Raw genomic sequence first — 19,527 nt, 5'->3', positions numbered from 1 at the left:
CGTGCCGTCGCGGGCGGGGTGAGGGTCGTCGGCCGGATCGAACCGTACTGACGACATCGACGACGGAGCCCCCGGCACCTCAGTGCTCCGAGCTGCAACGACGCCGCCGCGGGGCCGGCGGCCCGCTCGCCATGTCGTCCGTAGGGTTCTTCGATCGTGGCGACGATCCCGTCATCCGGGTCGGCGCCGGGAGAGAGCGTGCCGACGCGCCCCGCCCGAGGTCCGGGCGGGGCGCGTCTCGTGGTGGTGCGTCGGGCTCAGGGGACGTGGCGGAAACCCACGCGCTGGGCGGCGTCGACGTCGGTGAACCAGACGTGCGGGTCGGCGCCCCCGTAGGCGGCGTGGGTGGGGGCGACGAACGTCTTCGTGTCGTTCCACGCCTTGACGGGGTGGCCGAGCGGCATGGCGCCGTCCTCGATCAGGCTCGCCGAGCCCACGCCGTACCCGCCGTCGCTCACCTCGTCCAGCGACGAGACGCGCCGACCGTCCGCGCTGCGCTCGCCGCCACCGCTGTCGGCACCGCCGGTGCCGGAACCGACGGCGTCGCTGCGGTCCGGACCGGGGGTCGCCGAAGCGTCGCCACCGTCGCCCGACTCCCCGGAGCTGCCGGTCTCGGCCCCCGTGGCGGATCCCGAACTCCCGGCCTGGTCGCCCGGGCCGCCGCCCTGCGCGTCCGTCCGGTCGGTGCTGGACCGGCCCGTCGCGGAGGCGGCCGGGTCCGGCGAGCTCGCCGAGTCCCCGGACGCCCCACTTTCGGACGACGCCTCTGACGAGTCCGACGCGCCCGCGGCCACGGTCAGCTCACCGTCGTCGTCGGGCTCGCGGGGGTCGCTCTCGTCGCCCGCGACCCAGTCGCCCGGCTGCCGGAACTCCTCGCCGGCCTCGACGTCATGCTGCTCCGGGTCGTGCTCGGCCGCGAACTCCTTCGCCCGGCGCTCCTTGTCGGCCTCCTCCTCGCGCTCGCGGCGTTCCTTCTCCTCGGGGCTCTCGTCGTCGTCCTCGTCGTCGGACCGGTCGTTCACGCGCTCGATGCGGGGCTCGCCGGGGCGGTCCGGATCAGGCTCGCCGTCGCCGCGCGAGGCCGCGTCGTCGTCCCCGCCCGCCTCGTCCCCGTCCGCCTCGTCCTCGCCGACGCGCCGGGTCGAGGCCGGCTGCGCCGAGGGCCTGTTCGGGTCCTGGGCCACCCGGGCGGCCGAAGAGTTCGCGCGGTCGCCGTCGGTGTCGGTGTCGGCGCCGGAGGCGGCCCTGTCGTCGTCCCGCGTCACCTCGCGCCCGTCGTCGGCACGGGCGGTGTCGCGGTCCCGGTCGCCGCGGCCCGACCCGACGTCGTCGGCCGCGTGCCGGCCCCGCCGCTCCTGCCCGGCGTCGCGATCGACGCTGTCCTCGCCCCGCAGTGCGCGGTCGGCGCTGTGCGCCCCGCCCGCCTCGCTCTGCCTGCTCGCCCCGTCATTCATGTTGCGACCCTCCTCCGCACGGCACTGTGATGGTCATCACAGTAGACCGGTGGGGTCGCGTCGGTGCGGCGTCGAACAGGGCGAATTGCGAAGGATCACCGGCGGGTGAGTGGTGTTCCCCTCCGCCCCACGGCGCAGGCGCGAGCCTCACGCGAGGAGGTCGCCCAGCGCGAGGTGGACGGCGTCGTCGCCGAACGGGATCACGACGGCGCCACCCCCGGTGACGTCCGCGTACCCGTCCGGGCCGGGGCGGGTGAACAGGGCGAGGCGCTCGGCCCCCGGGCGCAGGTCGACGACGAGGTAGGCGCCGATGCCCGCGCGCGCATACTCGGCGCGCTTGACGAGCCAGTCGGTCTCCACCGAACTGGGCGACACGACCTCCGCGACGAGGTCGACGTCGGCGGCGGAGAGCCGCGTCGTGCCCCGGTCGATCGCGGCGGGGCGGACGACGACGAGGTCCGGGCATCGCACGGTCGTCGGCACGTCGGACAGGACGACGTCGAGGTGGGGAACGGCGAGCCGCTCCCGGCCGGTGGCCCGCTCGATCGCGTGCGCGATGAGCCACCCGCTGCGCAGGTTGACGGCGCCTTCGCTCGGGGCCATGATCACGAGCCCGCGGACCAGTTCGACCTTCGCCTCGTGCGCGGCACGTTCGGCGGCCCAGCCGTCGAGGTCGACGAGCGGCGGCAGCGCACTCGTGGTCGTGGTCATCGGGACCTCCTCTCGGCCGGCAGCCTCCACTAGTGTCGCCGGTGGACTGCGGGTCGTCCACATCGTTCGCGTCCGCAGCCGGACGCGGAGCCGTGAGCTCACCTCCTGGGGACGGCGCCGGCGGACCACCCGTGGGTCGGGGAACGGCCGCGCCCCGCTACCCGACCGGGTCCCCGGCCCCGCCGCGCACGCGGGTGAGGACGCGCATCGACCCGACGTGGCGGGTCTCCTCGAACGAGCCGTCTTCGAGCGCGCGGCGGTAGCACCGCCAGGGTGCCTGACCGCCGTCCTCCGGCCGCTCGAAGACGTCGTGGAACACGAGTCGGCCGCCGGCTGCCACCCAGCGGCCGAACCCGAGGTAGTCGGCGGTGACGTGCTCGTCGGTGTGGCCACCGTCCACGAACAGCAGCGACAGCGGCGTGCGCCAGTGCGCGGAGACGACGGGCGAGCGGCCGACGATCGCGACGACCTCCTCCTCGAGCCCGGCGTCGGTGATCGTGCGGCGGAAGAAGGGGAGGGTGTCGATGCGGCCCGCGGCGGGGTCGACGAGGTCGGGCTGGTGGTACTCCCAGCCGGGCTGGTTCTCCTCCGAGCCGCGATGGTGATCGAGCGTGAAGACGACCGAGCCCGCCGCCCGGGCCGCGGCCCCGAGGTAGACCGCGGACTTGCCGCACCACGTCCCCACCTCGAGTCCGGGTCCGCCGCGCAGCGCCTCGACGGCGGTCTCGTACAGCGCGGCCCCCTCGTCGGTCGGCATGAAGCCGCGGGCGGCCAGGGCGTGACGCAGCAGGGCGGGATCCATCGGGGCGGGCTCGGGCACGGCGGTCCTCACGGGTGGCCGGTCAGCGCCGGCCGTACTCGGCGAGGACGGCGGAGGAGAACGGCGGCCACGCCTCGATCGCCCACGGCCCGAACCGCTCCGAGGCGAGGCTCACGCACGCGAGCCCCGCGTCGCGGTCGACCCAGCAGAAGCTGCCCGACTGCCCGAAGTGCCCGAACGTGGCGGGTGAGTTCTCCGGCGCGGTCCAGTGTGGCGACTTCTCGGCCCGGATCTCGCAGCCGAGGCCCCAGTCGTTGGGCCGCTGCCGCCCGTAGCCGGGCAGGATGCCATCGAGGCCGGGGAAGGCGAGCGTGGAGGCGAGGTCGACGACCCAGCCCAGCAGCAGTCGGGGGGCGAGCAGCTCGCCGGCGAGGCGGGCGAGGTCCCCGATCGGGCCCCGGGCACCGTGCGCGGGCGGCCCGACGAGCTCGGTGCCGTCCATGTCGAGCAGCTCGAAGACGCGCTCCCCGATCTCCTCGGTGAACGGGCGGCCGGTCGCGTTCGACAGGTGCTCGGCGGCGAGGTCGAGGCCGGCGTTGGAGTAGATGCGCTTGGTCCCAACGCGCGCGGCCACGTCGCGGGAGTCCATCGCGAGGCCGGAGGCGTGGGCGAGGAGGTGGCGCAGCGTCGACCCGGGTGGCCCGACCTCGTCGTCCAGCGACACGACCCCCTCGACGCAGCCGTCGAGAACGGCCAGCGCGCTCGCGATCTTCGTCACGGACGCCCACGGCCGGACGTGCCCGTCGTCGTGGACGTCGAGTACCCCGTCGGGCCCGACGACGGCGACCGACGCCGACCCCACGTCCCATGTGCCCACCTGCGCGGCCAGATCCATCGGTCCTCCTCGGCTCGGTGACGACGCCCCGAGTCTGGCACGCGGGCCCCACCCGCTCGCGACGGACGACGCCGGTCGCGGAACGGGCGCGTGTCAGGGGTGGAACGCACACTGGGGCGCATGAGATTCGAGCGGGTGGTGGACACCTCGGCGCGGGTGGCGGCGACGGCGTCGCGCAACGCGAAGACGACGCTGGTGGCCCAAGCGCTCGTCGAGGCGGGCCCCGAGGGCGCCCGGCTCGTGGCCGCCTACCTCGCGGGGACGCTGCCGCAGCGCCGCACCGGCGTGGGGTGGCGGTCGCTGAGCGACCTGCCGGCCCCCGCCGAGCACGCATCGCTGGAGGTCGGCGACGTCGACGCCGCGATGACCACGCTCGCCCGGACCACCGGCTCCGGGTCGGCGGCCCGCCGCCGGGCCGCGCTGCACGGGCTCTTCGCCGCGGCGACCGCGTCCGAGCAGGCGTTCCTTCGCGGCCTGCTCACCGGCGAGCTGCGTCAGGGCGCGAGCGACGGCGTGCTGCTCGCGGCCATCGCCGAGGCCGCCGGCGTCCCTGCGGCGGCGGTGCGGCGGGCCGTCATGCTCGCCGGGTGGCCCGCCGAGGTCGCGCCGGTCGCGCTCGCGCAGGGCGAGGCGGGGCTGGCGCTCATCGCCCTGGAGGTCGGGCGGCCCCTGCGCCCGATGCTCGCCGGGTCCGCGCCCGACGTCGCCGCCGCTTTCGACCAGGTGGGAGGGGCCTCGACGGCCACCGACCCGGCGTCGGTCCGGGACGCTCTATCCGATGCCGTGTCCGACGCGGTGTCGGATACGGTGTCCGACCCGGACGGTCCGGCGCCCGATGCCGACGCGCCGAGGAACCGCACCGATCCGACTCCCGACGTGTCGGCGCGCAGCGAGGTCGCGCTGGAGCGCAAGCTCGACGGCATCCGGCTGCAGATCCACAAGGCCGGTGACGACGTGCGCCTGTTCACGCGGTCGCTGGAGGAGATCACCGACCGGCTCCCGGAGGTCGTCGCCCTCGTGCGAGCACTGCCGGCCGACGCCCTGGTCCTCGACGCCGAGGCCCTCGCCCTGCGCGAGGACGGCCGGCCGCATCCGTTCCAGGTCACCGGCGCGCGCACCGCCTCGCGCACCGACCCGGCGGTGCTCGCGGAGACGACCCCCGTGACGACGTACGTCTTCGACCTCCTCCACGTCGACGGCGAGGACCTCCTCGACGTCCCGGCCGCCGACCGCGCCGCCCGGCTCGCGAGGATCGTCCCCGCCGAGGCGATCGTCGACCGCCTCGTCACCGCGGACCCCGGGGCGGCCGCCGACTTCTTCGCCGACCAGGTCGCGGCCGGGCACGAGGGTGTCGTCGTCAAGGCGTTGTCCGCGCCGTACGCGGCCGGGCGGCGCGGCGCGGGCTGGGTCAAGGTCAAGCCGCGGCACACGCTCGACCTCGTCGTCCTCGCGGTCGAGTGGGGCAGCGGCCGGCGCCGCGGCCTGCTCTCGAACATCCACCTCGGCGCCCGCGACGACGCCTCGCCGACCGGGTTCGTCATGCTCGGCAAGACGTTCAAGGGGATGACCGACGAGACCCTCGCCTGGCAGACCGCCCGTTTCCTCGACCTCGAGACCCACCGGGACGCCCACGTCGTGCACGTCCGCCCCGAGCAGGTCGTCGAGATCGCGTTCGACGGCCTCCAGCGCTCGACCCGCTACCCCGGCGGCCTCGCGCTCCGCTTCGCGCGCGTGCTGCGCTACCGCGACGACAAGAGCGCCGACGAGGCCGACTCCCTGACCGCGGTGCGCGCCCTCGCCACGTCATGACGGGTCCGACGTGCCCGCGACGGTCGGGGAGCACGATCCGGACACAAGGTGGCCGCTGCGGCGCCGGAGCCACACGCGTGGTCCGTGCGCGGGGCTACCATCGGCGGGTCGTCGGTGGTGCGTCGCCACCGGACCCGCGCCGGCCTCGTGGCCGCCCGAGAGGAGAACCCTCATGAAGCTCGCCCGCACCACGGCCGCCCTGTCGGGCGTCGTCCTGGCCGCCACCCTCGCGGCCTGCGGTGGAAGCACCGGCAACCCGAACGCGGGCGGGGGCGGTGGGGCCACCGGCGGTGCCGCCCCGGCCGGCGACTGCTCGAGCGCCGAGGTGTTCTGCGTCGGCATGGTCACCGACATGGGCAGCGTCGACGACAAGTCGTTCAACCAGTCCGCCTGGGAGGGCATCGAGGCCGCGGCCAAGCAGTCCGGCGCGCAGACGAAGTACATCCAGACGACGGACACCAAGGACTACGCGAGCAACCTCAAGCAGTTCACCGACAAGAAGTACGACGTCATCGTCACCGTCGGCTACGTCATGGCCGAGGCGACCACGACGGCCGCGACGGCCAACCCGCAGACGAAGTTCATCGGCGTCGACCAGGCCCAGGCCAAGGTGACCGACAACGTCGCCGGCCTCGTCTTCCCCGAGGACCAGGCCGGGTACTCGGCCGGCTACCTCGCGGGACTCATGACGAAGACGAACAAGGTCGCCCAGGTGCTCGGCATGCAGATCCCGCCGGTCGAGAAGTACGCCAAGGGCTTCGAGGCCGGCGCGAAGGCCGCCAACTCCACATCGAACGTGTCGATCGTCTACCACCCCGCCGGCGACAACGCCTTCTCCGACCCGGTGTGGGGCGCCAACGCCGCCAAGCAGCAGCTCGCCCAGGGCGCGGACGTCGTCTTCGGCGCCGGCGGCAAGACGGGGAACGGAGCGCTCGGCGAGGTCGCCAAGGCCAAGGGCGCCGGGACGTCGACCTACTGCATCGGCGTCGACACCGACCAGTGGCTCACCGTGCCCGAGGCGCACCCGTGCCTGGTCACCTCCGCGACGAAGCTCATCAGCAAGGGCACGTCCGAGCTCATCATGCAGGCGAAGGACGGCAAGATGAAGGGCGGCGACTTCACCGGCGACGTCGGCCTCGCCCCGTTCCACGACTTCGACGCCAAGCTCCCGCCCGACGTGAAGACGAAGGTCGGCGCGGTCGTCAAGGGTCTCTCCGACGGCAGCATCAAGACCGGCGTCACGCTGGGCTGACCGCCCGCGACCCGGTAGAGCCGCCGGCGCCCGCCGGTCGCGACATCCCCGATGTCGAACGGTGGTGGGCGTCCCGGGCGGACGCCCGCCACCCGACGAGGAGCAGTGGTGAACGACACGTCCACGACGGACCGGCCGGGCCCGAGCCCGGCCGGTCCGCCGCGTGAGCAGGGGGCGACCTCGCCCGAGAATCGGCGCGGGGTGCTCGACGTCCTCGCGCGCTTCCAGGGCGTCCTCGTCCCGATCGTGGCGTTGCTCGTCGCGTTCGCGATCGGGGCCGCGCTCATCCGCCTCCAGGGGGTCAACCCCGCCTTCGCGTACACGACGCTGTTTCGCGACGCCCTGCTCACCGAGTCGGGGCTGCTGCGGACGCTGCAGAAGGCGACGCCGCTGATCCTCTCGGGGCTCGCGGTCGTCATCGGTCTGCGCGTCGGGCTGTTCAACATCGGCGCCCAGGGCCAGCTGCTGTGGGGCGCCATCGGCGCGGCCTACGTCGGGGTGCACCTCGCGGGGGCGCCCGCCGTCGTCATCCTCCCGGCGGCCCTGCTCGCGGGGATCGCCTGCGGGGCCGTGTGGGCCGGGATCGCCGGCCTGCTCAAGGCGTACCGCGGTGTGCACGAGGTCATCTCGACGATCATGCTCAACTCGGTCGCGGCCGGGGTCATCGACTGGCTCGTGTCGTTCCCGCTCAAGGAGCCGGGGCAGTCGATCCCGCGCTCGAGCGCGATCGACCCCGCCGCGGAGCTGAGCAACCTCGGCTTCGTGCCGGTGGGCTTCGTCGTCGCCCTCGCCCTCGCGGGGCTCATCGCGTGGATCCTGCGCCGCACCACGGCCGGCTTCCGCTTCGACACCGTCGGCGCCAACCGGGACGCCGCGCACTACGCCGGCATCCGCATCCCGCTCGTCGTCACCGCGGCCATGTGCGCCTCGGGCGCGCTCGCGGGGCTGGGCGGGGCCATCGAGACCCTCGGCGTCGTCGGTCGGTACGAGACCGGCAGCAGCGCGGGCCTCGGGTTCGACGGCATCACCATCGCCCTCCTCGCCCGGGCCAACCCGCTCGCGACCATCCCCGCGGCGCTCCTCGTCGGGGTGCTGCGTTCGGGGGCGGCCGGCCTGCAGTTCGAGACCGGCATCCAACCGGAGGTCGTCGACGTGCTCCTCGCCGTCACCCTGCTCCTCGTCTCTATCCCCGTGCTCGCGCGGGTCCTCTTCGGCCGCCGCGCCCGCGACGGCGTCTCACTGACGAGCGGGTGGGGGTCGTGATGGGGTTCGTGCGCGCGAACCGCACCGGGCTCGCGGTCGCCCTGGCCGTCGTCGTCGCGGCCTACGTCGCGTACGCGGTCGACGGGACCCTCACCTCGTCGCTTCTCGGGTTCGCCTGGAGCTTCGCGGTCCCGCTCGTGCTCGCCGCCCTCGTCGGCGTGCTCGGGGAGCGGTCGGGCGTCATCAACATCGGCATCGAGGGCCAGATGCTCGGGTCGGCGTTCGTCGCCTTCTTCGCCGCCGCCCTGTCGGGCTCGATGCTCCTCGGGGCACTCGCGGGGATGGGCACCGGCCTGCTGCTCGGGGCGTTCCTCGCGTGGACGACGGTGAAGTGGCGGATGGACCAGATCATCGCGGGCGTGGTGCTCAACATCGTCGCCACCGGCCTGACGTCGTTCTTCTACGTGCAGGGGTTCACGCTGCCGCAGGTCATGCCCTCGATCGAGGTGCCGCTGCTCAGCTCGATCCCGCTCTTCGGGCCGGTGTTCTTCACCGGCGGGCCGTTCTCGCTGTTCGCGATCGTCGCCGTGCTCGTCATCTGGTTCGGGCTGTTCCACACGCGCTGGGGGCTGCGGACGCGGGCCGTCGGCGAGCACCCGCACGCCGCGGACACGGCCGGCGTCGACGTCGTCCGGCTGCGGCTGCTCAACGTCACCCTCGCCGGGCTCCTCGCCGGCGCGGCCGGCGCCTACCTGTCGATGGAGGCGAGCAGCACCTTCGAGCGCGGGTTCACCGCCGGCCGCGGCTTCCTCGCGCTCGCGATCATGATCTTCGGCGCCTGGCACCCCGGGAAGGCGATGCTCGCGGCCCTCTTCTTCGGGCTCATGTCGGGCGCGGCGGCGCAGCTGCAGGCGAGCCGCGTCGTCGACATCCCCGAGCAGTTCGTCAACCTGCTGCCCTACGTCCTCACGCTCGTCGTGCTCGCCGTCGCGGCGGGGCGGGTGCGACCACCCGCGGCCGCGGGCGAGCCGTTCGTCAAGGGGGACGCGTGATGACCGAGCGACTCCTGCAGCTGCGCGGCGTGACCAAGCACTACGGCCCGGTCCGCGCCAACCACGACATCTCGCTGCACGTCGACCGCGGCGAGGTCGTCGCCCTGCTCGGCGAGAACGGTGCCGGCAAGTCCACGCTCGTCAAGCAGATCTTCGGCCTCGTGACCCCCGACGCCGGAGAGATCGTCGTCAAGGGTGACACCCGCCCGATCTCGGGGCCCTCCGACGCGATCGCCCGCGGGATCGGCATGGTGCACCAGCACTTCCAGCTCGTGCCCGTCATGACCGTCACCGAGAACATCGTCCTCGGGCACGAACCGATCTCGGGCGGGCGGGTCGACCTCCCGGCCGCCCGGGCTCGGGTTCAGGAGTTGTCCGACCGGTACGGCCTGGCGGTCGACCCCGACGCCGAGATCGCCGACCTGCCGGTGGGCACCCAGCAGCGGGTCGAGATCCTCAAGGCGCTTTCCCGCGACGTCGACCTTCTCATCCTCGACGAGCCCACCGCCGTCCTCACCCCGCAGGAGACCGACGAGCTCCTGCGCGTCATGCGCGAGCTCGCCGAGTCCGGCACGTCGGTCGTCTTCATCACCCACAAGCTGCGCGAGGTGCTGGCCGCCGCCGACCGCGTCTACGTCCTGCGCGGCGGGCAGCAGGTCGGCGAGGTCGCGACGGCCGACGTGGACGAGGCCGGCCTCGCCGAGCTCATGGTGGGGCGGTCCGTCGTGCTGCGCGTCGAGAAGGACCCCGCGGCGCCGGGCGAGGAGGTGCTGGCCGTCGAGGGGCTCCACGTCGCCGACGACCGCGGCCTGCCCGCCGTCGCCGACCTGTCCCTGAGCGTGCGGGCCGGCGAGATCGTCGGGCTCGCGGGGGTCGAAGGCAACGGGCAGCGCGAGCTCGTGGAGGCGATCGCCGGGATGCGCCGTCCCACCGGCGGCCGGATCCACCTGCGTGGCGACGGAACGACGCAGGGTGGGGCGTCGGGGGCCGTCGGCGAGGTCGACCTCACCCGGGCCCGCCCCGACCGGGCCCGCGCCGCCGGGGTCGGGCACGTGCCCGAGGATCGCGAGCGGCACGGCCTCGTCGGCTCGTTCTCGATCGCCGACAACCTCGTGCTCAACCGGTTCACGCACCGGCTCTTCGCCCGCCGCGGGGTGCGAAACCGGGCCGCGATCGACGACAACGCGACCCGGCTGCGCGAGCAGTTCGACATCCGGTCCGCCGGCATCCACACCCGCGCCGGGGCCCTGTCGGGCGGCAACAAGCAGAAGATCGTCGTCGCCCGGGAGCTGTCGGCCCGCCCCCGGCTCCTCATGGCCGCGCAACCGACCCGCGGCGTCGACGTCGGCTCGATCGAGTTCATCCACTCGCAGGTCGTCGCCGCCCGCGACGCGGGGGCGGGCGTGCTGCTCGTCTCGGCCGAGCTCGACGAGGTGCTGTCGCTGTCCGACCGGGTGCTCGTCATCCACGACGGGCACATCGTCGCCGAGGTCGACCCGGCCACCATCGACCGCGCCGAGATCGGCCGCCTCATGGCCGGTGGCCGACGCGACGCCCAGGCCCTCGCCGACGAATGGGGCGCCGGCGGCGAGAAGCAGGGCCCCGCGCACTGAGCCGTCCGGGCCCGGGTCAGTCGCCGGCGCGCCGGGCCCGGTAGGCCGCGGCCGCGACCCGGTTGCCGCACGCGGCGCTACAGAAGCGGCGGGACCGGTTGCGCGACAGGTCGATGAGCACGCCCTCGCAGCCGTCGGCGGCGCAGGTCCGCAGGCGATTCGTCTCGTCCGACCGCAGCACGTCGACGAACGCCATCGCCGCCTCGACGGCGATGCGCTCGGCGAGCGGGCGGTCGGGGTTCGTCGCGTGCAGGTGCCACCCCCAGTGGTCGTGCCGGACGACCTGCGGGAGTGCGCCCGCCTCCCGCAGGAGGTCGTTGACCCCCGCGACGAGCTCGTCCTCGGGGGCGCGCCACAGCGCGTGCAACCGCCTTGCGAGCGCGCGGACCTCGTCGAGCTCGGCCTCGTCGCGATCGCGGCGACCGGTGAACTGCCAGGTGTCGACGAAGTCGTCGAGATCGGCGCGGTTGCGCAGGGTGTCGGGTTCGGCGAGCGCGTTGACGAGCGCGGCCGCCATCTGCAGCGACACCTCCGCGTCATGGGCGAAGGCCATGTTGACTCCTGATGGGCGTGGGCCTACCGTCATGGGTGACAGGCACTATGACCAATGATGACGCCTCGCGCGCGCGCAGGCCGGGAGGTCGACATGATCCACGCAAAGCCCTCGCCCGTCGAATCGGCCCTGGCCGGCCCGGGCGTGCCCACCGCGCCGTCCGGCCCGGCCGGCAGGGTCCCCTCGGTCCTCTCGGGGCGGGCGTGGTCGGGCGTCGCGTGGGCGTTGCTGTCGTCGGCGTGCTTCGGGGCGTCGGGGACGGTCGCGAAGTCGCTCATGGCGGCGGGGTGGTCGCCGGGCGCGACCGTCACCGCCCGCGTGCTCGTCGCCGCGCTGCTCATGGCTGTGCCCGCGGTGGTCGCCCTGCGGGGGCGGTGGGGCGTGCTGCGGAGTCACGCGTGGCTCGTCGTGGGGTACGCGGTCCTCGGGATCGTGCTCACGCAACTGTGCTACTTCCTCGCGATCGAGCGGCTCTCGGTCGCGGTCGCGCTGCTCCTGGAGTACACCGCACCGGTGCTCGTCGTCGGATGGCTGTGGGCCCGGCACGGCGAGCGGCCCGGGCGGCTCACGCTCGCCGGGGTGGCCGCGGCGATGGCCGGGCTCGTCCTCGTGCTCGACCTCGCGGGGGACGTGCGCCTCGACGCCCTCGGGGTGCTGTTCGCGCTGGGCGCCGCCGGCGGTCTCGCCGGCTACTTCGTCCTGTCGGCCCGGCCGGCCCCGGAGCTGCCGCAGATCACGCTCGTCGGGGGAGGCATGGTCGTCGGGGCCGCGCTGCTGGTCGGGTTGGGCCTCACGGGCGTCCTGCCCATGACCTGGACCACGGACGACGTCGTCCTCGCCGGGCACCTCGTCCCCGTCGGGGTCCCGGTGGCGATCCTCGCGCTCGTCACGGCCGTGCTCGCGTACTCCACGGGGCTGCTCGCCGCGCGGCGGCTGGGTTCGCGCGTCGCCTCGTTCGTCTGCCTCACCGAGGTCCTCTTCGCCGTGGCCTTCGCGTGGATGTTCCTCGGCGAGATCCCCACCGCCGCGCAGGCGGGCGGGGGGCTGCTGGTGGTGCTGGGAGCCGTGGCCGTGAAGGTCGCGGAGGCCGGGGGTGGGGTCGCGGAGGCCGGGGTTGGGGTCGCGGAGGCCGGTCCGTCGCGGTCCTGACGCCCGGCGGGGAGGTGGACCGCGCGGCTGATCCGCGCCGCGTGGCAGGCTGACGGAATGCCGACCTCCTCGCAGCCGATGCCTGCCGCACCGATCACCCCGGAGCACGTCCTCGCCGCCGCCGACGTCCTGCGCGGTGTCGCGCATCGGACCCCGGTCGTCACGTCGCGCCGCCTCGACGTCGAGCTCGGTCTGCGGCTGTACCTCAAGTGCGAGAACCTGCAGCGCACGGGCGCGTTCAAGTTCCGCGGGGCCTACCACGCCATCTCCCGCCTGGCGCCGGAGGCCCGGGAGCGCGGGGTCGTCGCGTACTCCTCCGGCAACCACGCGCAGGCCATCGCGTGCGCGGGGGCGCTGCTGGGGGTGCCGACGACGATCGTCATGCCGACGGACGCCCCGGCGAGCAAGCGCGCGGCCACCGAGGGTTACGGGGCGCGGGTCGTCGAGTACGACCGAGCGAGCGAGGACCGGATCGAGATCGGGGCGCGGATCGCGGCGGAGTCGGGGGCGAGCGTCATCCCGCCCTACGACCATCCCGACATCGTCGCCGGCCAGGGCACCGCCGCGCTGGAGCTGCACGAGGAGGTGCCGGACCTCGACGTCGTCGTCGCCTGTCTCGGCGGCGGCGGCCTGCTCGCCGGGACGGCACTGGCCACGGCCCACCGGGCCCCCGCCTGCCGCGTGTACGGCGCCGAGCCGGCGGCGGGCGACGACGGCAAGCGCTCGTTCGACACGGGCGAGATCATCCGCATCCCCACGCCGGCGACGATCGCCGACGGCGCGCAGACCCAGTTCCTCGGCGACCTGACGTTCCCGATCATCCGCGAGCGCGTCACCGACATCGTCACGGTGTCCGACGATGAACTCGTCGAGGCGATGTGCTCCCTCGCGAGCACGACCAAGCTCCTCGCGGAGCCGACGGGGGTGCTCTCCTACGCCGCGGTCCGGCAGATGGCGCCGCAGTGGCAGGGCGCGCGCGTGGGTGTGATCGTCTCCGGCGGCAACGTCGACCTCGACCGTTTCGCCGCCCTCGTGGCCGGGCGATGTCGCGCCAGGTCCTGACGCGGGCGCCCGATCGGTCGTGCCCGGCGCGGGGAGGTGGAAGCGGGCCTGCGGACGGCCGAGGACCGTCGGCCCGCGGCGACGCCGCGTCAGCGGAACGCGCCGCGCTCCAGGTCGGCCCGGAAGAGCGCGTGGTCGGAGTGGACCCGCTCGTACGCCTCCTGCGCGAACTCGAGGACGTCGGCGATGAACACCTCGTGGCGGACGGCGGAGAGGATCCGGTCCTCGGCCTGGTCGCCGGAGTCGCCGAGCTCGAACTCGCTGCGGGCGTGCAGCTGGGCCAGCGACGCGGCGCACACCCGGGCGTAGTCGTCGAGGTCGTCGGGGGAGAGGTCGGCCACCGACACGTTGACCTTCTGCGGGCTGCGCTCGCGCACGAGGTAGCTCTCACCGTCGATGATCGCGGCGCCGAAGAGGGCGTCCCCGTCGGACAGGAACGCCCGGTGCGCGTAGACGATCCGCTCGGCGGGAGGCTTGCGGGCGAAGGGCTGCCGGGGGACGAGGCCGTACAGCGCGGAGCGGCGCGCGAGCTTGAGCTCGACGACGACGCGGTCGGCGGGCGCCCCGCTCCAGCCCTGCAGCAGGGCCCAGTAGCGCCCGAGGCCCTGGCTCGCCGTCCCGCTGCCGTGCCGGAGGGCGACGTCGAGGACCCGGAAGAAGTCGTCGGGCCGGTCCGGGCCGGCCACCGTGGGGGCGTAGGAGTCGACCGCCTCCTGGATCACCTCGACGAGGTCGGGGCGCGGTTCGATCCGCTCGTCGGCGCGGAACCGGTCCTCGCCGAGGTGGATGCGCTTGGCCAGGAACGACTCCCGCGACCGCTTGGCCTTGACGAACGCCGGCGCGAGCAGCGGCGGAGCGTTCCCCGCGACGACGCGGAACGTGTCCTCGCTGTCGTCGCGCGAGAACCGGTCGAGGCCGTCGATGTAGGCCTCCACCCAGGCGGTCACGGCCCGGCGGCGGCGCTTGCCTTTCCCGCCGGCGGCCTCGGCGGCGAGGGCGAAGCCGGTCGCCCCGCGCTGCACGTCGTAGGTGAACGGCGCGACCCACGCCTCGTCGAAGTCGTTGGCGCCGAAGAACGGCCGCCCGTCGGCGCCCGGCATGATCCCGAAGTTCTCGGGGTGGACGTCGCCCACGGAGTAGACCGCGGGCAGGTGACCGTCGACGCCCGCATGGTCGCGGTAGTAGAGCAGCGCCGTGCCGCGGAAGAAGGAGAAGGCGGACCCGGCGAGGATCTCGAACTTGCCCGCCACCGCGTCGGGCGACTCGTGCAGGCGGACGGCGTGGTCCTCGAGCAGCGTGTTGCGGATGTGCAGGCGCCGTTCGCGCGGCCCGAGCAGGTGGGGCGGCACCTCGACGGCGCCGGTGCCCCGCAGCGTCGCGTACTGCTCGAAGTGGTCGGCGCGGTCGGCGTAGGCGGGCAGGACCTCGGCGACGGGGACCCCCATCGCCTCGGCCGAGGGCAGGTCGGTGTCCGGCTCGCGCGCGGGCATGGTCGCCTCCAAGAACTCGGGTCACTCCAGGATGACGCACGCCGCGTCGGGAGCGGAGGCGATCAGCCCACGCCGCCGTTCGCCGCCGGGTCGCGGCCCGTGACGTGGGTGTCGACGAACGCGAGGACGTCGGCGAGGACCTCCTCGCGGTTCGTCTCGTTGAGGATCTCGTGCCGGGCGCCGGGGTAGGTCGTCGAGCTGCCGCGGCTCCCCGCCAGGCCGGGCCACCCCTGCCGGCTGCCCTCGATGGGGACCAGGGGGTCGTCCTGTCCGTGCAGCCACAGGATCGGCACGTCGACGGCGCCGGCGTCGCGGACGGCGGCGAGGGCGGTCGTCAGGGCCTGGATCGTCGGGCGCTTGAACCCGCCGTGCCAGACGAGCGGGTCCTCGACGTAGGCCCGGCCCACCTCCGGGTCGCGGCTCAGGGTCGCCGGGTCGATGGGGTCCTGCGGGATCTCGGCCGCGCCCAGGAGGGACGCCGCGGCCTCCCACCGGCCGAGGACGGGGGCCGAGAGGACGGTCGCGGTGAGGCGGTCGCCGTGGCGCTGGGTGTACCGGGCGCCGATGAGCCCGCCCATGGAGTGGCCGAGGAGCACGACCGGGAGGCCGGGGTGGTCGGCGACGGCCCGGTCGGCCACGAGGTCGAGGTCGTCCACGACGCCCTCGATGTCCTCGATGAGCACCCGCTCGCCCTCGCTGCGGCCGTGGCCGGCGTGGTCGGGCCCGTAGACGGCGGCGCCGTGCGCGACGAGCTGCTCGACGACCCAGCCGTACCGGCCGAGGTGCTCGCCGTAGCCGTGGGCGAGGAGCACGACGCAGCGGACGTCACCCTCGTCGTCGGGGGCCCATGCGTACGCGGTGATCCCCCCGCGGTGGCCGGGGAGGGAGAACGTGTCGCTGCGCATGGGGCCCTGCCTGTTCGTCGCCGGTGGTGAACGGCAGCCTATGCCTGCGCCCGCCGACCCGCGGCGTTCTCGGCCGGGGCGGTGGTGGCGGCCGTGGCGCGGGCCGCGAGCCGGGCGAGGTCGGCCAGGTAGGCGGCGAACCCGTCCGGGGCCCGGCCGTGCAGCCGGCTCGAGGTGGCCACGCGGGTGCGGTCGGTGGACAGGCAGGCCGCGCCGGTGGACCGCGCCCGCCCCAGGAGGTCGACGTCCTCGTGGACCGCCAGGGGCCGGAACCCGCCGGCCGCGAGATACGTGCTCGCGCGCAGGCCCAGGTTCGCGCCGTGGACGTGCGGATGGCCCTCGCGCAGGTCGTGCGCCTCGCGCCAGGCGCGGGCGAGCGCGGGCTCGAGGCCGTGCGGCTCGACGGTCCCGACGAGCACGTCGTGCCCCGCGTCGGCGAGCTCGACCTGGGTCGTCAGCCAGTCCGTGGGGACGACGGAGTCGGCGTCGGTCCCGGCGATCCACAGGCGCCCGGGGTCGATGCCGGCGTCCACGGCGTGCCGGATCGCCGCGACCACCCCCTCGTGGCGGGCGCCGCCGACGCAGCCGTGGTCACAGAGCCGGGTGCGGACCCGGTGGGCGGCCGCGACGTCGGCGCTGGCGTCGGTGCACCGGTCGAGGGCGACGACGACGTCGACGTCGACCCCCGGTCGGGTCCGTCGCAGGGACGCCTCGGCGTGGCGCACGGAGGCGAGGCAGGCGCCCAGCAGGGTCTGTTCGTCCCGGGCCGGGACGACGACGGCCACGCGCCGCACCGGCGGGCGCGCTGCGGAGGGGCTCACGCGAGCCCGTCGCGTTCGGCGACCGACGGGCCGGCGCCGTACACGTCGACCAGGACGTCGTCGTCGCGGTAGGCGACCCGGCGGGGCAGGTCGAGGGCGCGGCGGGCCTGCGCGTGGACGAGCGGCCCGTCGAGGGGGATGTCGCTCGTGGGGTGGCGCCAGTGACACAGCACGATCTCGCCGCCCTCGGCGAGGACGGCGCGCGCCGCCCGCAGGGTCGCGAGCAACGCGTCGCCGGTCAGGAAGTAGCCGACCTCCGAGAGGACGACGAGGTCGAACGGGGCCGCGGGGTCGGTCGGGACGTCGGCCGGCGCGTGGCCCCGCGCGAAGACGACACCGGGACGACCGTGGCGGGACCGGGCGATCTCCACGGCCCGGGTGCTGACGTCGAGACCGAGGTAGGCGTCGGACCGCCGGGCCAGCTGGGCGCCGAGCGTCCCCGTCGAGCAGCCGATCTCGAGGGCCCTGCCGTACCGCTCCCGGCCCAGCGCCGCCAGCAGGAGGGCGCGCTTGCGCCGCTCGTACCAGGTGACGTCGTGCCACGGGTCGTCGCCGTCCTCGAACATGGCGTCGAACGGCGCGGCGGCCCCGTCGGCGGGTTCCGCCCCGCCGTCGGCCCGATCGGTCTGCGTGGCGGACGCCTCGGGGCCGGCCCCCGGAGCCGCCTCGGTGAGAAAGGTCTCGACGAGGCGGCGGTGGCGGTCGAGGACGTGCGGCCCGAGGAGCGGTGAGGCGTCCAGGCCGGCGACGAGGGGCTCGACCTGGGTCGCGTGGGCATCGACGGCGGCGTCCCTGGCGTGGGCCGCCGGCGCGTCGAGGGGGACGACGACCGCCGACTCCCACGGGAACTCGTCGGGACGGGCCCAGTGCCAGGCCCAGATCGGGTAGCGCCACAGTCGGGCCCCGACCGCCGGGCAGGCCGCGACCGCCGCGGCGCCGAGCGCGTCGTGGTCGGGGTGACCGTCGCGCTCCCAGGGCGCCACGACGAGCAGGTCGGGCGTGCCGTCCACCACCGTCGACCGAGGCGTGCCGTCCACCACCGTCGACCGAGGCGTGCCGTCCACCACCGTCGACCGAGCTCGTTCGGCCTGGCTCTCGCCCTCCTCTGCCCGATCGGTCAGGAGGGCGGTCAGGTCTTCGACGAGGTCGGACCGTTCGGTCAAGAGCCCGTCGCCGCGGCCGAGGAACCGGACTCGAGCACCCGGCGCGACGAGCTGGGCCGCCCGCCGTGACTCGGCCCGCCGCAGGTCGGCGAGGGTGGGCGCGGGCACCGGTGAGCCGGGATGGGAGGCGTCGCCGTCGGTGGCGACGACCACGTCAACGGGTACGCCGCGGGCGGCGGCCAGGGCCATGAGTCCGCCGGCGCCGAGGGTCTCGTCGTCGGGGTGGGCGGCGAGCACCACGAGGCGCGTCACGCCCGCGAGTGCCGCGTCGGCGTCGACGACGCCGGCCCGGTCCCAGCCGCGGCAGGCGAGCCAGTCGGCCTCGGGGGTGCCGGGGTCGCCGTGGTGGAACGGCCGGGCCCTCACGCGTCCGCCTCGGGCGGGAGCGTCAGGTCGCCGAGCCGGGCGATGTCGCGTTCCGCGTGGTGCTGGCGGACGTAGACGGTCAGGTCGGCCACGCGGCGGGCGTGGGTCTCGTCGCCGACGAGGGGCCCGGGGCCGAGGGCGTGCCCGACGATCTCGAGGAGGCGTTCGGCGGCGTCGGCCGCGAGCGCCCGGACCCGGGCGGCCAGGACGACCCCGTCGGCGCCCGCAGCGGCGCCGACGTCGATGCGATCGGCGGCGTCGCGCAGCGCCAGCTCGGCCGCGTGCAGCGCGAGGTCCGCGCGGCCCAGGTGGAGCAGGGCGATCTGGTCGGGGGCGCGCCGGCCGGCCGCCGCCCGCAGGGTCTCGCGCAGCGCGGCGGCGGCGCCGAACCACACGGCGGCGACCCCGATGCCGCCCCACGCGAACCCGGGGCGCGAGAGGTACCAGCCGGTCGGACCCACGGGCACGGCCGGCGTCTCCTGAAGTCGGATGCCGCCGCTCGTCACGGCGACGAGGCCGCGCCCCACCCACGGGTCGCCGGAGGCGGTGACGCCGGGGTGGCGGAGGGGGATCGCGAAGAGCCGGCGCCCCTGCTCGGTGTGCGCGACGACGAGCGCGTGGGAGAGCCGGTCGGCCAGCGAGCACCACGGCTGCTCGCCCGTCAGCGTCCACGGACCGACCTCCGACCCCGACGACGGGGTCGCCTCGACGCGGCGGCCCGGTGCGGCGGCCGCGTAGACGCCCCACGTGGACGCGCCGTCGGCGCCCACCGCACCCAGGTCGACGTCGCCGGCCTGGGCGAGGATCGCGAGGGCGTCGAGGTGCGGCTCGACCGCCCGGGCCGTGGTGAGGTCCACCGACCCGAGCGTCGCGAGCGTGCCCAGGTAGTCCCAGGCGCCGGGGTGGGCCCCGCCGCCGGCGCTCCCGCCGCCGGCGGGCCGGTCGGCGGGCCGGTCGCCGAGCCCGGCGGCCACGGGGGCGAGCCGGGCTCCCAGCGCGAGGGCGGCGTCGATGTCGTCGGGGGCGACGCGGGTGGCGAGGTCGGCGGTCACGGGGTCGAGCCAGGGGGTGGTGCGTCGGCGATCCACGCCGGACTCCTTCGACGGCTGAAAGGGCTTGCTCGCGAGCCTAGTCGGACGAACCGGGCGCCGCACCCCCGGTCCGGGCCGGACCTCGCAACGCATCGGTCCTGGTCGGAAGGGGTGTGGGTGGGCTCGGGTCGCCGAATTCTGACCGGGTGGCTAACATCGCGACCGGCGCCCCCCGATG

The 19,527-nt window shown here is 75.1% G+C and carries 17 protein-coding genes; 7 read left to right on the top strand and 10 right to left on the bottom strand.

The genetic code is table 11. The features are described from left to right. Nucleotides 1-257: 257 nt before the first annotated feature. From ICW24_RS01220 to ICW24_RS01205, 4 genes are all read right to left on the bottom strand, one after another. Nucleotides 258-1,454, bottom strand: coding sequence for a sunset domain-containing protein (locus ICW24_RS01220; protein WP_226343893.1), 1,197 nt, complete (start codon nucleotides 1,452-1,454; stop codon nucleotides 258-260). A 147-nt stretch (nucleotides 1,455-1,601) separates the two neighbouring features. Further along, a complete protein-coding gene (locus ICW24_RS01215; RefSeq protein ID WP_226343892.1) occupies nucleotides 1,602-2,165 on the bottom strand; it encodes a Uma2 family endonuclease in 564 nt (187 codons plus the stop codon). A 157-nt stretch (nucleotides 2,166-2,322) separates the two neighbouring features. Beyond that, the gene (locus ICW24_RS01210; RefSeq protein ID WP_226343891.1) at nucleotides 2,323-2,985 is read right to left on the bottom strand and encodes a class I SAM-dependent methyltransferase; all 663 of its coding nucleotides are present in this window, start codon (nucleotides 2,983-2,985) and stop codon (nucleotides 2,323-2,325) included. Nucleotides 2,986-3,007: 22 nt separating this feature from the next. Then, nucleotides 3,008-3,820: a serine hydrolase domain-containing protein gene (locus ICW24_RS01205; protein WP_226343890.1), complete on the bottom strand. Its 813-nt coding sequence runs from the start codon at nucleotides 3,818-3,820 to the stop codon at nucleotides 3,008-3,010. 120 nt (nucleotides 3,821-3,940) lie between these two features. On the opposite strand from ICW24_RS01205, the gene ICW24_RS01200 reads away from it, so the two are divergent. The 5 genes from ICW24_RS01200 (at nucleotide 3,941) to ICW24_RS01180 (ending at nucleotide 10,749) form a co-directional block, all read left to right on the top strand. Then, nucleotides 3,941-5,629: an ATP-dependent DNA ligase gene (locus ICW24_RS01200; RefSeq protein WP_226343889.1), complete on the top strand. Its 1,689-nt coding sequence runs from the start codon at nucleotides 3,941-3,943 to the stop codon at nucleotides 5,627-5,629. A gap of 172 nt (nucleotides 5,630-5,801) precedes the next feature. Beyond that, the gene (locus ICW24_RS01195; protein ID WP_226343888.1) at nucleotides 5,802-6,881 is read left to right on the top strand and encodes a BMP family ABC transporter substrate-binding protein; all 1,080 of its coding nucleotides are present in this window, start codon (nucleotides 5,802-5,804) and stop codon (nucleotides 6,879-6,881) included. A 108-nt stretch (nucleotides 6,882-6,989) separates the two neighbouring features. Beyond that, a complete protein-coding gene (locus ICW24_RS01190; protein ID WP_226343887.1) occupies nucleotides 6,990-8,144 on the top strand; it encodes an ABC transporter permease in 1,155 nt (384 codons plus the stop codon). Continuing rightward, complete coding sequence (locus ICW24_RS01185) at nucleotides 8,144-9,136, top strand: ABC transporter permease (RefSeq protein ID WP_226344326.1); 993 nt, start codon at nucleotides 8,144-8,146, stop codon at nucleotides 9,134-9,136. The genes ICW24_RS01190 and ICW24_RS01185 overlap by 1 nt, the downstream gene beginning before the upstream one ends. Continuing rightward, nucleotides 9,136-10,749 carry an ABC transporter ATP-binding protein gene (locus tag ICW24_RS01180; RefSeq protein WP_226343886.1) on the top strand — a complete coding sequence of 538 codons (1,614 nt, stop codon included), beginning with the start codon at nucleotides 9,136-9,138 and terminating at the stop codon, nucleotides 10,747-10,749. The genes ICW24_RS01185 and ICW24_RS01180 overlap by 1 nt, the downstream gene beginning before the upstream one ends. Before the next feature lie 16 nt (nucleotides 10,750-10,765). On the opposite strand, the gene ICW24_RS01175 is transcribed toward ICW24_RS01180, so the two are convergent. Further along, the gene (locus ICW24_RS01175; RefSeq protein ID WP_226343885.1) at nucleotides 10,766-11,302 is read right to left on the bottom strand and encodes a CGNR zinc finger domain-containing protein; all 537 of its coding nucleotides are present in this window, start codon (nucleotides 11,300-11,302) and stop codon (nucleotides 10,766-10,768) included. 93 nt (nucleotides 11,303-11,395) lie between these two features. Between ICW24_RS01175 and ICW24_RS01170 the strand changes: the two genes are divergently transcribed. Both ICW24_RS01170 and ICW24_RS01165 read left to right on the top strand, forming a co-directional pair. Beyond that, nucleotides 11,396-12,451, top strand: a complete 1,056-nt coding sequence (locus tag ICW24_RS01170; protein ID WP_226343884.1) for an EamA family transporter — start codon at nucleotides 11,396-11,398, stop codon at nucleotides 12,449-12,451. Nucleotides 12,452-12,529: 78 nt separating this feature from the next. Beyond that, complete coding sequence (locus ICW24_RS01165; RefSeq protein WP_226343883.1) at nucleotides 12,530-13,513, top strand: threo-3-hydroxy-L-aspartate ammonia-lyase; 984 nt, start codon at nucleotides 12,530-12,532, stop codon at nucleotides 13,511-13,513. 89 nt (nucleotides 13,514-13,602) lie between these two features. Here the strand turns inward: ICW24_RS01165 and ICW24_RS01160 are convergent, their stop codons facing one another. The 5 genes from ICW24_RS01160 to ICW24_RS01140 form a co-directional block, all read right to left on the bottom strand. After that, nucleotides 13,603-15,003 (bottom strand): DUF2252 family protein, encoded by a 1,401-nt coding sequence (locus tag ICW24_RS01160; RefSeq protein WP_226343882.1) that lies wholly within the window; start codon nucleotides 15,001-15,003, stop codon nucleotides 13,603-13,605. 62 nt (nucleotides 15,004-15,065) lie between these two features. Beyond that, on the bottom strand, nucleotides 15,066-15,908 hold the full coding sequence (locus ICW24_RS01155; protein WP_226344325.1) for an alpha/beta hydrolase: 843 nt from the start codon (nucleotides 15,906-15,908) through the stop codon (nucleotides 15,066-15,068). Between the two features lie 38 nt (nucleotides 15,909-15,946). Beyond that, nucleotides 15,947-16,729 carry a glycosyltransferase family 2 protein gene (locus ICW24_RS19095; RefSeq protein WP_307781268.1) on the bottom strand — a complete coding sequence of 261 codons (783 nt, stop codon included), beginning with the start codon at nucleotides 16,727-16,729 and terminating at the stop codon, nucleotides 15,947-15,949. Beyond that, nucleotides 16,726-18,258 (bottom strand): PIG-L family deacetylase, encoded by a 1,533-nt coding sequence (locus ICW24_RS01145; RefSeq protein ID WP_226343881.1) that lies wholly within the window; start codon nucleotides 18,256-18,258, stop codon nucleotides 16,726-16,728. The genes ICW24_RS19095 and ICW24_RS01145 overlap by 4 nt, the downstream gene beginning before the upstream one ends. Further along, complete coding sequence (locus ICW24_RS01140; RefSeq protein ID WP_226343880.1) at nucleotides 18,255-19,346, bottom strand: acyl-CoA dehydrogenase family protein; 1,092 nt, start codon at nucleotides 19,344-19,346, stop codon at nucleotides 18,255-18,257. The genes ICW24_RS01145 and ICW24_RS01140 overlap by 4 nt, the downstream gene beginning before the upstream one ends. Nucleotides 19,347-19,527: the final 181 nt, after the last annotated feature.

Source organism: Agilicoccus flavus (assembly GCF_014857905.1).
GTDB lineage: Bacteria > Actinomycetota > Actinomycetes > Actinomycetales > Dermatophilaceae > Agilicoccus > Agilicoccus flavus.
This window is presented reverse-complemented; position numbering and strand designations above follow the sequence as displayed.

Bases quoted from the DNA above. Each gene is read 5' to 3' on its own strand.
- ICW24_RS01180 (WP_226343886.1), top strand. From the start codon at position 9,136: ATGACCGAGCGACTCCTGCAGCTGCGCGGCGTGACCAAGCACTACGGC.
- ICW24_RS01165 (WP_226343883.1), top strand. From the start codon at position 12,530: ATGCCTGCCGCACCGATCACCCCGGAGCACGTCCTCGCCGCCGCCGAC.
- ICW24_RS01195 (WP_226343888.1), top strand. From the start codon at position 5,802: ATGAAGCTCGCCCGCACCACGGCCGCCCTGTCGGGCGTCGTCCTGGCC.
- ICW24_RS01200 (WP_226343889.1), top strand. From the start codon at position 3,941: ATGAGATTCGAGCGGGTGGTGGACACCTCGGCGCGGGTGGCGGCGACG.
- ICW24_RS01185 (WP_226344326.1), top strand. From the start codon at position 8,144: ATGGGGTTCGTGCGCGCGAACCGCACCGGGCTCGCGGTCGCCCTGGCC.
- ICW24_RS01170 (WP_226343884.1), top strand. From the start codon at position 11,396: ATGATCCACGCAAAGCCCTCGCCCGTCGAATCGGCCCTGGCCGGCCCG.
- ICW24_RS01205 (WP_226343890.1), bottom strand. From the start codon at position 3,820: ATGGATCTGGCCGCGCAGGTGGGCACATGGGACGTGGGGTCGGCGTCG.
- ICW24_RS01220 (WP_226343893.1), bottom strand. From the start codon at position 1,454: ATGAATGACGGGGCGAGCAGGCAGAGCGAGGCGGGCGGGGCGCACAGC.
- ICW24_RS01215 (WP_226343892.1), bottom strand. From the start codon at position 2,165: ATGACCACGACCACGAGTGCGCTGCCGCCGCTCGTCGACCTCGACGGC.
- ICW24_RS01175 (WP_226343885.1), bottom strand. From the start codon at position 11,302: ATGGCCTTCGCCCATGACGCGGAGGTGTCGCTGCAGATGGCGGCCGCG.
- ICW24_RS01155 (WP_226344325.1), bottom strand. From the start codon at position 15,908: ATGCGCAGCGACACGTTCTCCCTCCCCGGCCACCGCGGGGGGATCACC.
- ICW24_RS01160 (WP_226343882.1), bottom strand. From the start codon at position 15,003: ATGCCCGCGCGCGAGCCGGACACCGACCTGCCCTCGGCCGAGGCGATG.